This is a genomic window from Kitasatospora sp. NPDC048407, from assembly GCF_043200475.1.
GTDB lineage: Bacteria > Actinomycetota > Actinomycetes > Streptomycetales > Streptomycetaceae > Kitasatospora.
The window spans coordinates 248,682-262,197 of the sequence record NZ_JBICXW010000005.1; the positions used below are offsets into that span (position 1 = coordinate 248,682).

The following is a 13,516-nucleotide window of genomic DNA, read 5'->3' on the forward strand; positions in this document are numbered from 1 at the left end:
CTGAATGTGGTGGGTGGCTCAGCCGAAGGCGTCCTCGAAGCGGCGGCGGCGCTCCTCGGGGCTGAGGTCGGGTGCCTGGGCGGGCTGCGCGATGCCGGTGCGTTGACGGAGGCCGGTGCTGGGGCCGCGGTTGCCGCTGATCCGGTCGTCGGCCTCGTCGGCGACGATTCCGGCGCCGCTCTGGGTGATCTGCTGGAGCGCTTCGCCGGCCGGGTTGCCGGTCAGGCCGATGCCGTGCAGGCCGCCCTTGCCGATCATCTTGACGCCCGTCTTGGCCAGGTACGCCTCGACGTCGAGCGGCTTGTTCCAGGTCCAGGGCTTCTTCGGGTTGAGGTGTGGGCGCTTGGAGACGGCCTTGAGTGCCTTCATCGCGTCGGCGATCTTCTTCAGCGCGCTGGCGAGTTTGCGCACCAGGTTGGCTATCCGGGCGCTGGCGATGGCGCCCTCGGCGGCAGCCGCGGCGGCTTCGGCGGCCAGCGAGATGCCGGCGGTGATCACGCTGAAGGCGAGCGACGCGGCGAGCGTGATGATCGCCCATTCGATCAGCTCGCGAATGATCGTCTCGACCAGGTCCTGTGCCATCCGGGCTTCGGCGGCGGCTTCGGTGAGGAGTTCGGCGGTGCCCTCCATGTCCTCCGCCTCGTCCTCCAACGCCTGCTCGTACTCGGCGAGTTCACGCTGGAACGCCTCGGACGCCTCGCCCTGCCATTCGCCGGCCAGGGCGGCCCGGTCGCGGCGCTGGTCGGCGATCACCTCGCGCAGTTGCTCGGCCTGCTTCTGCCACAACTGGGCGGCGGCTTCCAGGCCTTCGGGGTCGCCGGTGACGAACTCCAGCGGCTCGGCGAGGGGTTCCACGATGGGGCGCATGATCTCGTCGATCAGGCTGCCCAGCGGGGTCATCCAGTCGTTGATCTTCGTGTAGGCGTCGACGGCGCCCGCGATCGGCCCGCTCATCCGCCCAGCCCTCCGGCGATCGCCTGCATGGTGCGCCCGATGCCCTCGTCGGTGCGTTCGTACGCGCCGGCCATGCCGTCGGCGTATTCGGCGATCCGGTCCATGGTGTCGGAGGCGGCCCCGGCGTTGTCGATCGCCGCCTCGGAGCGTTCCACGTAGTCGCGGCCGGTTTCGTCGGACTCCGGGAGTTTCCCGAAGGCGGACGGCGACAGCTGGTGTCCGCCGAGTTCGGCGCGGATCGCCCGCAGCCGCTCGGCCCGTTCGGTACTGGTGCGGGCGAACCGGCGCAACGCGTCCGGATCGACCGTGAACTCCCCCGCCATGTCGGCGTACCTCTTCCCCGTTGCCAAGGTCCGATGGCATGGGCGAAGGCATAGGCGGCACCATGCGCAGACCATGAATTGGCAAAAAAGCTAACACGGCGCGGCCCCCAAGTGGTACCCCTGCATGCCCTGCTGACGCTCAGTCGGCCAGCCGCTCCCGCACCCACGGGTCGACGCAGCGCTCGGCCGCCTCCCGACGGACCGCCAGGAACCGCTCCGCCACGGGCCCGTCCCCGGCGTCCGCCCACCGCCACGCACCCACCGCGCACACCTGCCGCAACGGGTCTCCGCCCTCCACCGCCGCCACCAGCTCCTCCTGCAGCCGCCGCCGACCGCCCACCGTCAGCAGCACCTGCGCCAGCCAGCGCGGCGAGGACGGGTCGTCGTCGGCCAGCAGCGCGGCCAGCACCAGCGGGTAGCAGTGGTGCGCGGCCGCCCGGTCCGCGCTCAGCCGCCGGTACGCGGCCTGCCGCTTGTGCCCGATCCGGTGGTACTGCGCGTAGCCCGGCGCCTGCGCGTCGAGCCGCGCCACCCGGTCGTCCTGCGAGGTGTCGCCCACCGGCTCGCCGAGAGCCTCCAGCAGGGCGTCCAGCGCCGCTTCCTGCGCGTCCATCCGCACGTGCTGCTCCATCGACGTCTCCTCATCTCCCGCAGACTCCCGCCGAATACTTGCAGGCGCGGGAATTTGCGCATTTCGACTAAGCTTGTACGGAGTGAAGCGACCCCGAAGGGAGCGTGTCCGATGACCCGCCCTGATCCTGCCCTGGCCCACGGCTGGTGCGCCCTGACCGCCCTGCACGGCCGGATCGAGGCCCATGTCGAACGCGCCCTGCAGGCCGAACACGAGCTCAGCGTCCGCGAGTTCTCCGTCCTGAACGTCCTGAGCGAGCAGCACGACGGCGACGGCGGCCACTTCCGGATGAACCAGCTCGCCGACGCGGTCGTGCTCAGCCAGAGCGCCACCACCCGCCTGGTCACCCGCCTCGAGGACCGCGGCCTGCTCGCCCGCTACCTCTGCCCCACCGACCGCCGCGGCATCTACACCAACGTCACCCCGGCCGGCCTCGACCTCCTCGCCCAGGCCCGCCCCACCAACGACACCGCCCTCGCCGAGGCCCTCACCACCGCGGAGCAGCGCCCCGAACTGGCTCCCCTGGTCGCGACCGTCCGCGAGATGTCCAAGGCCTGAGAGAGCACCATCAGGGGCGCGGGGAGACTCGCGCGAGCGGATGGGCACGAAAACAGGGGCGCTGGGGGTACCCCCAGCGCCCCTGATGGTGCTCTCCCCGGTCCCGCGAAGCGCTAGTCGGCCTTGCGCCGCTGCCGCCCCGTCCCGTAGTTGGAGCCACTCTTCGTCCCGGACCCCGGCTTCGCCCGCCCGGACGACTTGCCGATGAACCCGGCCGCCATCTGCGAGCTCCCGCCGCCGGGGCGCTGCTTGGGCCGGGGGCGGCGCGGGTTGCCGCTCATGTCGACGTCCTTGGGCAGGCCGCCGGAACGCTTCGCGGGGCGGCGTCGCGCCTCGCCGTCCGCCGGCTTGGCCCCGCCACGCCCGCGGCCACGGCCCTCCGTCCCCTCGGAGACGGGAGCGGCAACAGCCACCGCCGTCGCCGGAACCGGAAGCATGACCGCCACGCCGGACGGCATCCTCGCGCCGGTGATGCGCTTGAGCTCGCCGTCCTCGGGGCGGACCTTGGTGATGGTGGGCCGGATGCCGGCGATGCTCATCAGGCGGTTGACCTCGCGGCGCTGCTCGGGCAGCACCAGGGTGACCACGGTGCCGGACTCGCCGGCCCGCGCGGTGCGGCCGCCGCGGTGCAGGTAGTCCTTGTGGTCGATCGGCGGGTCGACGTTGACGACCAGGTCGAGGCCGTCGATGTGGATGCCGCGGGCGGCGACGTTGGTGGCGATCAGCGCGGTGACCTGGCCGTCGCGGAACTGGTCGAGGACCCGGTTGCGCTGCGGCTGCGACTTGCCGCCGTGCAGCGCGGCGGCGACCACGCCGTGGGCGCGCAGCTGCTTGGCGAGCCGGTCCGCGCCGTGCTTGGTGTGCACGAACATGATCACGCGGCCCTCGCGGGCGGCGATCCGGGCGGTGGTCTCGGCCTTGTCGGCGGGGTCGAGCTGGAGCAGGTGGTGGTCCATGGTGGTGACGGCGCCGGCCGACGGGTCCACCGAATGGGTGACGGGGTCGGTCAGGAAGCGGTTGACCAGCCGGTCCACGTTGCGGTCCAGGGTGGCGGAGAACAGCATCCGCTGCCCGCCCTCGGCGACCTGCTCCAGGAGCTTGACGACCTGCGGCAGGAAGCCCATGTCGGCCATCTGGTCGGCCTCGTCGAGGACGGTGATCGCCACGTCGTCCAGGCGCACGTCGCCGCGCTGGATCAGGTCGTCCAGCCGGCCGGGGGTGGCCACCAGCACCTCGGTGCCGCGGCGCACCTGGTTGGCCTGGCGGGTGATCGACATGCCGCCGACCACGGTGGTGATCCGCAGGCCGAGCACCCCGGCGTAGGGGGCGAGCGCGTCGGTGACCTGCTGGGCGAGCTCACGGGTGGGGACCAGCACCAGGGCCAGCGGGTGGCGGGCGCCGGCCCGCTTCCCGGCGGTGCGCACCAGCAGCGGCAGGCCGAACGCCAGGGTCTTGCCGGAGCCGGTGCGGCCGCGGCCGAGGACGTCACGTCCGGCCAGCGCGTCCGGCAGGGTGGCGGCCTGGATCGGGAACGGCTCGGTCACGCCCTGCGCGCCCAGTTCCTTCATCAGCCCGGAGGGGAGGTTCAGCTCGGCGAAGCTCTCCGCCGCCGGGCGGGACGGGGTGCCCTGCACGTGCGTGAAGTCCTCGGCGGGCGCGGCGACCGACGGCACGGCACTCCGGCGCGGCCGGCGCGGACGCTCGGTACGGGCCTGCTCGCCGCCGCGCGGCTGCTCGGTACGCGGAGCACCGCCACGCGCGGCGCCGGTGCGCGGCTTCCCGCTACGGGTGCGCGGCTTGTCGGCACGGGGCTGGTCGGTACGCGAACCGGACTGCGAAACGGACTTCGAACCGGATCGCGAAACGGACTGCGCCGCGGCCTTCTCGGCGCGCGGACGGGACTGCTCGGGCATGCGTGTTCCTCTTCCTGAGGGCCTTCGGCCGGCGCGCGCGGAGGCGCGGCGGCGGGTGTGTCGGCCGTCAGGGAGAAGAAAGGCGCCGCCCCGGCCGTCGGGCGGCATGGGCAAGGGCCCGTACCTTGGAGGTACGGGCCCTCGCCTGCGTCACACTGAGTCGGCGTAGGCCGGGACTCAGATGGGGCGGATGTTCTCCGCCTGCGGGCCCTTCTGGCCCTGGGTGACGTCGAACTCGACCTTCTGGCCCTCGAGGAGCTCACGGAAGCCGGTGGACTGGATGTTCGAGTAGTGAGCGAACACGTCGGCGCCGCCGCCGTCCTGCTCGATGAAGCCGTAGCCCTTTTCGCTGTTGAACCACTTCACGGTGCCGGTAGCCATAACCGTCTCCACTTTCACTGGGGCGTTGGGGCACACACCTCGTGAGCCCCACGTAGCCGCGATCCCCATCCGGAGACTAAACACCGGACAAAACAAATGCGCCTGTGGTTGGAACCAGCAGGCGCACACACACGTTCATGGGAACCAATACTGCAACTGCTTCGACAATAGCACGGTCCCCCTCGCCAACGGCGGCAAAAGTTCCGCTGGTCACACCGCGTTTCAGTGCGACGCCAAGGGGGCATGCGGTCCCGTTGGACCGCATGCCCCCTCCTACTCGGGGCTACCCGTCGGTACCCCCGCAGGGCTGCCCGGCGCTACCCGCCGCCGAGCCCGTCAGGCCCGGCCGGCCACCTGCGGCTCGCGCTCGGCGACGGCCTCGGGGCCGTGGTCGGGCATCGCGCCGTGACCGGGCCACCAGGCCTTCTTGCCGAGCAGCGCGGTGATCGCCGGGGTGAAGAACATCGCCATCACGAAGGCCGCCAGCACGATGCCGATGGCCAGCGCGAAGCCCAGCTCGGCGAAGAGCACGTTGCCCGCCAGCATGAAGGTCGCGAAGGACGCCGCCAGGATGAAGCCGGCCGCGGCGACGGTCGGACCGGCGTGCCGGACCGCCTCCTTGGCCGCCTCGCGGGGGCTGCGGCCCTCGCGGGCCTCCTCGCGGAGCCGGGCGATGATCAGGATGTTGTAGTCGGTGCCGATCGCCACCACGAACAGGTAGATGAAGATCGGCAGCATGAACATCAGGCCGGACTCGGAGCCGAGCTTGAGGAAGGCCACCGTGGTGGCACCCAGCGTGGCCGCGAAGCCGAGGCCGACCGAGGCCATCAGGTACCAGGGCGCGACCACGCTGCGCAGCTGGAGGCCCAGGATCAGCAGGATCAGCACGCCCGCCACCGGGAAGACCAGCTTGTAGTCGTGCGCCATCGCCAGGTTGATGTCCTTGTACACCGACGAGGTGCCGCTGACCAGCGCCTCGGAGCCGGCGGGGGCGGCCGCGTGGGCGGCCGTGCGGACCTTGGTGACGCTGTCGATCGCCGCGTTGCTGGCCGCGGAGTCCTTGAGCACCACGACGAAATCGGCGGTGGTGCCGTCCTCGCTGAGCTTGGGCTCGGGCTGGACGGCGGCGACGCCGGGAACCTGGCCGAGCTTCGCGCCGAAGCCGTCCAGGCCGGCCGGGTCGAGCTTGCCGCCGTCCTTGGTGCTGGTGGTCAGGAAGACGTGCGTGGGGTCGGCCGCACCCTCGCCGCCCTTCTTGCTGAGGGTGTCCATGACGAGCATGGACTCCTTGTCCTTCGGCATCATGCTCTTCGCCATGTCGAAGGTGCCCTGGTAGCCGAGGCCGGCCAGCGACAGGATCACCAGCAGGCCGCCGGAGACCAGCGCGATCAGGCCGGGGCGACGGCCGACCACCTTGCCGAGCTTGTGGAAGCGGGCGCCCTCCGGCTCCTGCATCCACTTGCGGCCGGGCCAGAACACCGCCTTGGTGGAGGTGACGGCCAGCAGCGCGGGGGTCAGGGTGAGCGAGGCCAGCGCGGTGACGATGACGGAGATCGCCAGCGCCGGGCCGAGCGACTTGAACATGCCGAGCTCGGAGAGCAGCAGCACCGCGAAGGCGACGGTGACCGCGCCGGCCGCGGAGGCGATCGCCTCGCCAACCCGGCCGACGCCGTTGGCCACGGCGGCCTTGCGGTCGTCACCGGCCCGCAGGCGCTCGCGGTAGCGGAACATCAGGAACAGGAAGTAGTCGGTGCCGACGCCGAGGATCACCACGATGTCGATCGCCGAGGCGATCGGCGAGGACTTCAGGTCGAACGCCTTGGTGACGAGGGCGATCAGGCCGCTGGCGGCGATCATCGGGAAGATCGACAGCAGCACCGGCAGCCAGCCGACCAGGATGCCGCGGAAGATCACACCGACGATGACCACGATCAGCACGATGGTGGCGAGCATGGTGATCGCGTCGGTGGCGCTGGAGGACTCCTTCTGGTCCAGCCCCATCGCGGCCGGGCCGCCGACCTGGTACTTCAGCGCGGTGCCGCCGGCCAGCGCCCTGCCCTCTTCGCGCAGGTCCTTGGCGGCGACGGTGAACTCGTCGGTCTGCATCTTGGTCTTGTCGATGGAGACCATGCCCATGGCGTACTGCCCATCGGGCGAGAAGGTCTTCCCCTCGATCGGGGGGATGATCTGCTCGACCAGCGGGATGTGCTTGTCGGTCAGCCCCTTGACGACCTTGGCCATGTCGGCCTTGTCGGCGTCGGTGAGCGCGGCGCCGTCCTTGCGTTCGAACAGCAGCAGTGCGCTCGGGGAGAACTCGGCCGGGAACTTGTCCTGCTGCACCACCGCGGCCCGGATGGACTCGTAGTGCTTCGGCAGGAACTCCGACTCGTCGGTCGAGGCGCTCATCTTCGGAGCGGTGGCGATCAGGGCTATGGAGCCGATCACCCACGCGATGATCACCCACCAGGCCCGCTTGACGACGAAGTGTCCAAGTCGGTGGAACATGATCGAAATGCCTCCCCTGGGCATGGTTCACCGCAGCCGAAAAAGACCAGGTACCGGGCAGCGGCAGGACCGGCGCGCGAAACCCTCAACAGGGCCTAGCCGGTCGGCAGGTAAGTAACAGCGGGCAGTTTACGGGAACTTGCTTGCCGCCCGGCAAGTGGGTTTCGCGTGTGCCCCCTGGGGGCGGCCACGGAACCTGCCCCCGCACTATCGTCGCCCGCCCGCACCCCCTCCCACCTCGTGCGTGGGGTGGAGATCGCTCCCCCTCAGGGTGGACGCCCGGCTGCCCTCAAGGAGGAGACCCCGACCCCGGGGGTGGGGTTAACCCCCTACTCCCTCCTGGGGACAGGGGGAGGAAAAAGTCGGTGACTAGCCGGATGGTTCGTCAGAACCCCAGCTCATAGCTTCTGTTGTGCCGCCGGAAGCAGCCCGGAGGCCCACCGACCGGGGCGGCCCGCACCCGCCCGTAGCCCCTGGGGGACACCACCGTGAAGCATGGAATCGCCGCCTCGATGGGCGCCTGGAGCGCCCGCCACAGAAAGACCGCGGTCTTCGGCTGGCTGCTCTTCGTCGTCCTCGCCGCCTACCTCGGCGGCATGCACGGCTCCACCAAGATCACCGATTCCGAGCAGATGCCGGGCCAGGTCGCGCAGGCCGCCAGGATTCTGGACGACGCGGGCATCAAGTCTCCGGCCGGTGAGGTCGTCCTGGTGCAGAGCCGCACGCTGATGGCGGACGACCCGTCCTTCAAGGCGGTCGTCGAGCAGGTCGCCACCGCCGTCCGGGCCACCGGCAAGGCCGGGGAGCTGCACAGCCCGTACGAGACGGGCGCGATCTCCGCCGACAAGCACTCGGCGCTGCTCCAGTTCACGGTGATCGGGGAGGACGACAAGGCGGCCGTCGCCAACGTGCCGCCGATCATGGACGCGGTGACGGGCGTTCAGAAGCAGCACCCCGAGCTGACGGTCGAGGAGTACGGCCAGGCCAGCTCCGGCAAGTGGTTCGACGAGCAGTTCTCCTCGGACTTCGCCCGCGCCGAGTGGACGGCCGTGCCGCTCGCCCTCGGCATCCTGCTGATCGCCTTCGGCGCGCTGGTGGCCGCGGTCCTCCCGGTGGTGCTGGCGCTGACCGCCTTCATCGCCGCCTCCGGCCTGGTCGCGCTCTCCTCCGGCCTGCTGCACACCAGCGGCGACGCCTCCTCGGTGATGCTGCTGGTCGGCCTCGCCGTCGGCGTCGACTACTGCCTGTTCTACCTGCGCCGCGAGCGCGAGGAGCGCGCCGCCGGGCACGACGCCGAGACGGCGCTGCGGATCGCCGCCGCCACCAGTGGCCGCGCCGTGCTGGTCTCCGGCATCACCGTGGTGGTCGCGATCGGCGGCATGTTCCTCACCGGCATCGCCACCTTCAAGGCGATGTCCTTCGCCACCATCCTGGTCGTGATCACCGCCGTGCTCGGCTCGCTGACGGTGCTGCCCGCGCTGCTCTCGATGCTCGGAGACCGGGTGGAGAAGGGCAGGGTCCCCTTCCTGCACCGCCTGCGCCGTGACACGAACGAGGGCAGCCGGTTCTGGAACGCGGTGCTCACCCCGGTGCTGCGCCACCCGCTGGCCGCCGCAGGGCTGGCCACCGTCGCCCTGCTGGCGATCGCCTCGCCGACGCTCACCATGCACACCGCCAAGCTGACGTTCCAGCAGCAGCTGTCCAAGGACAACGCCCTGGTGGCCACCTCCCAGCGGATCCAGGACGCCTTCCCCGGCAGCCCCTCCCCCGCCACCGTGGTGATCAAGGCGAAGGACATCTCCTCGCCCGAGATGAAGCAGGCGCTCGCCGATCTCCAGTCCAAGGCCCTCGCCACCGGCCGGATGCACGGCCCCACCAGCCTGACGGTGCACGCCGAACAGAACGTCGCCACGGTCGACATCCCGCTCAACGGCAGCGGCAACGACACCACCTCCGCCGAGGCCCTGAAGGTGCTGCGCGAGCAGGTCGTGCCCGCCACGGTCGGCGGGATCGCCGGCGCCGACGCCCCGGTCACCGGCAGCACCGCCGCCTCGATCGACTTCAACAAGCAGATGTCCGGCTCGATGCTCCCGGTCTTCGGGTTCGTGGTCGGCTTCGCCTTCCTGCTGATGCTCTGCTCGTTCCGCTCGCTGTCCATCGCCGTCACCGCCGTGATACTCAACCTGCTCTCGGTCGGCGCCGCCTATGGTGTGCTGGCGCTGGTCTTCCAGCACGGCATCGGCGCCTCGCTGATCGGCACCGAAGGCGTCGGCGCGGTGGAGAGCTGGATCCCGCTGTTCCTGTTCGTGATCCTGTTCGGCCTGTCGATGGACTACCACGTCTTCGTGGTCTCCCGGATCAAGGAGGCGCACGACCGCGGCCTGCCCACCGGCGCGGCCGTCGCCCACGGCATCCGCACCACCGCCGGTGTGGTCACCAGCGCCGCCGTGATCATGGTCGGGGTGTTCTCGGTCTTCGGGACGCTCTCCATGCAGACCATGAAGCAGATGGGTGTCGGCCTCGCCGCCGCCGTCCTGATCGACGCCACGGTGATCCGCGCCGTCCTGCTCCCCGCCGTGATGTCCCTGCTCGGCGACAGGAACTGGTACCTGCCGCGCTGGCTGCACTGGCTGCCCCGGATCGAGGGCGAGGCGCCCGCCGCCGCCCCCGCCGGCACCGGCACCCGCCGCGGCCGTGGCGACCACGAGCTGATCGGCTGACCCACCCCCTCCCTCCTGACGCGCCCCCGGTTCGCCGACAATGAGCAGGTGATCTTCGACGAATCGGGGGCCCGGGCCCTCCTCCAGCAGGCGTGCGCCCCGGCCGGTATCGACCCGGCCGGGGCCGCGCTCATCTCGCTCGGCCAGAACGCCGTCTTCGACCTGCCGGAGCTCGGCCTGGTAGCCAAGGTCGGCCGCGCCCCCGGCTCCGCCGACCGGGCCGCCCGCGAGCTCGCGCTGGCCGGCTGGCTGGACGGCGCGGGCGTGCCGGTGGTCCGCCCCGCCGACCCCGTCGTGCACCTGGCCCAGGACCACCCCGTCACGCTGTGGCACCGGCTGGAGCCCGCCGTCCGCCCGGCCCGGCCCGCGGACCTCGCCCCGCTGCTGCGCGCCCTGCACGCCCTGCCCGCGGAGCCGGCCCCGCCGGTGCCGCTCGGCCGGCGCGACCTCCTCGCCCCCGTGGACAGTTGGCTGGCGACCGCGGAGGGTCACATCGATCCGGCGGACGTGGCGTTCCTCCGTGACCGGAAAGAGACCTTTGTCACCGCTATTTCCGAATTGACCCCTTACCTCCCCTCCGGCCCGATCCACGGCGACGCCCTACCGCGCAACGTGCACATCACCCCCGCCGGCCCGGTACTGCTCGACCTCGAGTACATGGCCTCGGACCTCCGCGAGCACGACCTGGTGGTGCTGGCCCTCAGTCAGGACCGGTACGGCGTACCGGCCGAGGAGGTCACGGCGTTCAACGCCGCCTACGGGTGGGACGTCCGCGAGTGGCCCGGCTTCGCGGTGCTGCGCGGCGCGCGGGAGACCGCGAGTGCCGCCTGGGTGGCGCAGCAGACGGCCGGAAACCCGGCCGCCCGGACGGAGTTCCGTCGCCGTGTCGACTCACTGCGTGACGGTGAGGCGGAAGTACGCTGGTTCGCGTTCTGACCGCTTCCGTTCGGTGCCCGCCTTGTGGCGCAGCGCACATCCGGACGGAACCACCTCGGTCGTACCTGGCGTCGTCGTAGTCGACCGGACGCCCCGCTCCATGTGGCAGGTACGACGTAGGAGTCGTCCATGGTGAAGTCCCGCATAATCGCCCGTCGTCGTTCTCTTCTTCTCGGTGCCTCCGCCGCACTGCTCGCCCCGGCCCTGCTGGTGGCGTGCGGTGCGCACGGCACCCCCTCCGCGGCAGGGGCAGCCGCGCAGCACCCGGCCACGCCGAGCGCGAGCACGACCACGGGCGACAGCGGGGGTTCCTCGGTGGCGGCCCGGCCTACGCCGAGCGAGGGCACCCCGTCCCCGTTCGCCTCGCCGAGCCAGGACCCGACGGCGCCCACCCGGACGCCGGCACCGCCCGCCCCGAGCACCACCCCGTCCACGCCCGGCACCGGCGCCTCGCAGCCGTCCGGCGGGCAGCAGAGCCACGCCCCGGCCACGCACGTGCTGGCGCACACCGCCTCGGGCGGCAAGACCGTGGCGCTGACCTTCGACGACGGCCCGGGCCAGGCCACCGGCCAGGTGCTGGACCTGCTGGCGCAGTACGACGCCAAGGCGACGTTCTGCGAGATCGGCGACAACGCGCAGGCGCACCCGGCGATGGTCAAGCGGATCGTCGCCGAGGGCCACCGCCTGTGCGACCACACCGTGGACCACCCGCAGCCGATGCACACCCAGTCGCACCAGCAGCAGGTGGCGGAGATCGCCGACGCCAAGACCCAGATCGAGGACGCCGCCGGCGGCAACGCCCCGATCACCTGGTGGCGCGCCCCGGGCGGCGACTTCACCGCGGAGAACGAGAAGATCGGCGCCGACCAGGGCATGAAGTCCCTCGGCTGGTCGGTGGACCCGCGCGACTGGTCCCGTCCGGGCGTGCAGTCGATCGTCACCACCGTCGAGCAGAACCTCCGCCCCGGCGGCGTGGTCCTGATGCACGACGGCGGCGGCGACCGCACCCAGACCGTCGCGGCCCTGAAGCAGCTGCTGCCGTGGCTGGTGGCCCAGGGCTACACTTTCGACTTCCCGCAGTCCTGACCGGCTCTCTTGCCGAGGCGTCCTGACGGCTTGTCAGGGCGCCTCTTCGGCCTTCAGGAGCCCCGTGCCCGCCTTCGTGCACCGCGTCACCAAGTACGACCCCGCCAACCGTGACGAGCGCGGCCACTACCTGGCCGACGACGACACCGACAGCGACCGCGGGCCGATCGAGGCGGCGTACCTTCAGGCGGCCGCCGCGTTCGCCGTGGAGTGCGGCGTCGACCGGCTGACGATCGGCCGCCCGGAGGCCGCGTTCTTCGCCTCCCCCGAGGACGGCGGCCGCCTGGAGGACCTCTTCCCGGGGCTGCACGGGTTCCACGACGGCGCGGAGGTCTCCCTGGAGACCGCGCTGGAGCTGGTGCGGATGATGCTGCGCGGCGGCGAGGGCTGGTGCCTGCTGGAGGCCGGCGACCGGTTCTTCGTGCACATCGGCTGGGACCAGTACATGTACATCGGCACCGACCGCCCCTGCGAGCGCGCCGCGGCGCGAGTCCGCCGACTGGGCCTGTTCCCGGAGCCGATACCGGAGTCGCCGTACTCCGAGGAGTCGGATGAGCCGGGCGAACAGCGGCCCGCCGACGAGGAGTTCTGGGCCCGGGTGCACTGGCTGGTCGCCGAAGGCCGGGCGGGCCTGCTGGAGGAGGGCTACGTCCAGAACGCCTCCCGCTGGCACCGGCTGACGCCCGAGACCATCGACGCCGTCCGCGCCGGCCTCACCCCGCGCGCCATGCTGACCCTCTGGCCGCCGCTGTCCGCCGACGTCGCGGCCGTGCTGGCCGCGCTCCCCGAGGACAGCTCGGTGGAGTTCGTCTGGGAGGACCCGACGGGCACGATCAGCAGCGTCGACGCGGAAGCCGACGATCTCGAGGAGTTGACGGCCCTGGTGGCGGGCGCGCGGGCCGCCGCCGCGCTGCCGACCCTGGTCGACGAGTACCGGCCGCTGGCCAGTGCGGTGCGCCCCGACGAGGACGGCGTGCTGCGGGCCCGCTGGCGGACCACCTGGTCGCCGTGCGACCAGGCCTGGGCGTTCCTGAAGTCCGTGCGCCCCGGGCAGGTCGTCACCGGCACGGTCACCGAGATCGCCGACTTCCACGTCACCTTCGTGGACGTCGACGGCTTCACCGCGATGATCAACGTTCCGGAGCTGTCCTGGCGGCCGCTCGACCACCCGTCGGACGTCGTCTCGGCAGGTCAGGAGATCACGGCCGAGGTGCTCGACGTCGACCTGACGCGCGAGCGGCTGTCCCTCTCCCTGAAGGCCCTCCAGGAGAACCCCATGGCGCAACTGGCCGACCGGGTCGGCGAGTTGGTGGACGGCGTGGTGACGAAGGCGGTGCCGTTCGGCGTCTTCGTCCGGATCGAGGACCGGCCCGACGGCCTCCAGGGGCTGCTCCCCGCCGCCGAGTCGGCCGGCGAGGCCCACCGGGTCGGCGACCGGCTGACGGTGCGCATCCGCGAGGTCGACCTTCCCCGGCAGCGGTTCTCGCTCTCCCGCCGCCGGGGCTGACC

General features: G+C 71.7%; 11 protein-coding genes. 5 read left to right on the forward strand and 6 right to left on the reverse strand.

Going from position 1 to position 13,516, the window contains the following annotated elements:
- Positions 1 to 18 precede the first annotated feature (18 nt).
- From ACGFWJ_RS13120 to ACGFWJ_RS13130, 3 genes are all read right to left on the reverse strand, one after another.
- A complete protein-coding gene (locus ACGFWJ_RS13120) occupies positions 19 to 954 on the reverse strand; it encodes a WXG100 family type VII secretion target (RefSeq protein WP_392948490.1) in 936 nt (311 codons plus the stop codon).
- Positions 951 to 1,277 carry a type VII secretion target gene (locus ACGFWJ_RS13125; RefSeq protein WP_392948493.1) on the reverse strand — a complete coding sequence of 109 codons (327 nt, stop codon included), beginning with the start codon at positions 1,275 to 1,277 and terminating at the stop codon, positions 951 to 953. The genes ACGFWJ_RS13120 and ACGFWJ_RS13125 overlap by 4 nt, the downstream gene beginning before the upstream one ends.
- 139 nt (positions 1,278 to 1,416) lie before the next feature.
- Positions 1,417 to 1,908 (reverse strand): hypothetical protein, encoded by a 492-nt coding sequence (locus ACGFWJ_RS13130; RefSeq protein WP_392948496.1) that lies wholly within the window; start codon positions 1,906 to 1,908, stop codon positions 1,417 to 1,419.
- A 111-nt stretch (positions 1,909 to 2,019) separates the two neighbouring features.
- Between ACGFWJ_RS13130 and ACGFWJ_RS13135 the strand changes: the two genes are divergently transcribed.
- The gene (locus ACGFWJ_RS13135; RefSeq protein ID WP_387645699.1) at positions 2,020 to 2,466 is read left to right on the forward strand and encodes a MarR family winged helix-turn-helix transcriptional regulator; all 447 of its coding nucleotides are present in this window, start codon (positions 2,020 to 2,022) and stop codon (positions 2,464 to 2,466) included.
- A gap of 113 nt (positions 2,467 to 2,579) precedes the next feature.
- Here the strand turns inward: ACGFWJ_RS13135 and ACGFWJ_RS13140 are convergent, their stop codons facing one another.
- The 3 genes from ACGFWJ_RS13140 to ACGFWJ_RS13150 form a co-directional block, all read right to left on the reverse strand.
- Positions 2,580 to 4,379, reverse strand: a complete 1,800-nt coding sequence (locus tag ACGFWJ_RS13140; protein WP_392948500.1) for a DEAD/DEAH box helicase — start codon at positions 4,377 to 4,379, stop codon at positions 2,580 to 2,582.
- 177 nt (positions 4,380 to 4,556) lie between these two features.
- Positions 4,557 to 4,760, reverse strand: coding sequence for a cold-shock protein (locus ACGFWJ_RS13145; RefSeq protein WP_376047050.1), 204 nt, complete (start codon positions 4,758 to 4,760; stop codon positions 4,557 to 4,559).
- Between the two features lie 336 nt (positions 4,761 to 5,096).
- Entirely contained in the window at positions 5,097 to 7,265 is a 2,169-nt protein-coding gene (locus ACGFWJ_RS13150) for an MMPL family transporter (RefSeq protein WP_392948503.1), read from the reverse strand.
- Between the two features lie 512 nt (positions 7,266 to 7,777).
- Here ACGFWJ_RS13150 and ACGFWJ_RS13155 point away from each other — a divergent pair.
- The 4 genes from ACGFWJ_RS13155 to ACGFWJ_RS13170 all read left to right on the forward strand — a co-directional run bounded on the left by ACGFWJ_RS13155 (position 7,778) and on the right by ACGFWJ_RS13170 (position 13,514).
- Positions 7,778 to 9,985 (forward strand): MMPL family transporter, encoded by a 2,208-nt coding sequence (locus ACGFWJ_RS13155; protein ID WP_392948733.1) that lies wholly within the window; start codon positions 7,778 to 7,780, stop codon positions 9,983 to 9,985.
- 48 nt (positions 9,986 to 10,033) lie between these two features.
- Complete coding sequence (locus ACGFWJ_RS13160) at positions 10,034 to 10,921, forward strand: phosphotransferase enzyme family protein (RefSeq protein ID WP_392948505.1); 888 nt, start codon at positions 10,034 to 10,036, stop codon at positions 10,919 to 10,921.
- Positions 10,922 to 11,050: 129 nt separating this feature from the next.
- Positions 11,051 to 12,007 (forward strand): polysaccharide deacetylase family protein, encoded by a 957-nt coding sequence (locus ACGFWJ_RS13165; RefSeq protein ID WP_392948508.1) that lies wholly within the window; start codon positions 11,051 to 11,053, stop codon positions 12,005 to 12,007.
- A gap of 64 nt (positions 12,008 to 12,071) precedes the next feature.
- Positions 12,072 to 13,514, forward strand: coding sequence for a S1 RNA-binding domain-containing protein (locus ACGFWJ_RS13170; protein ID WP_392948511.1), 1,443 nt, complete (start codon positions 12,072 to 12,074; stop codon positions 13,512 to 13,514).
- Positions 13,515 to 13,516: the final 2 nt, after the last annotated feature.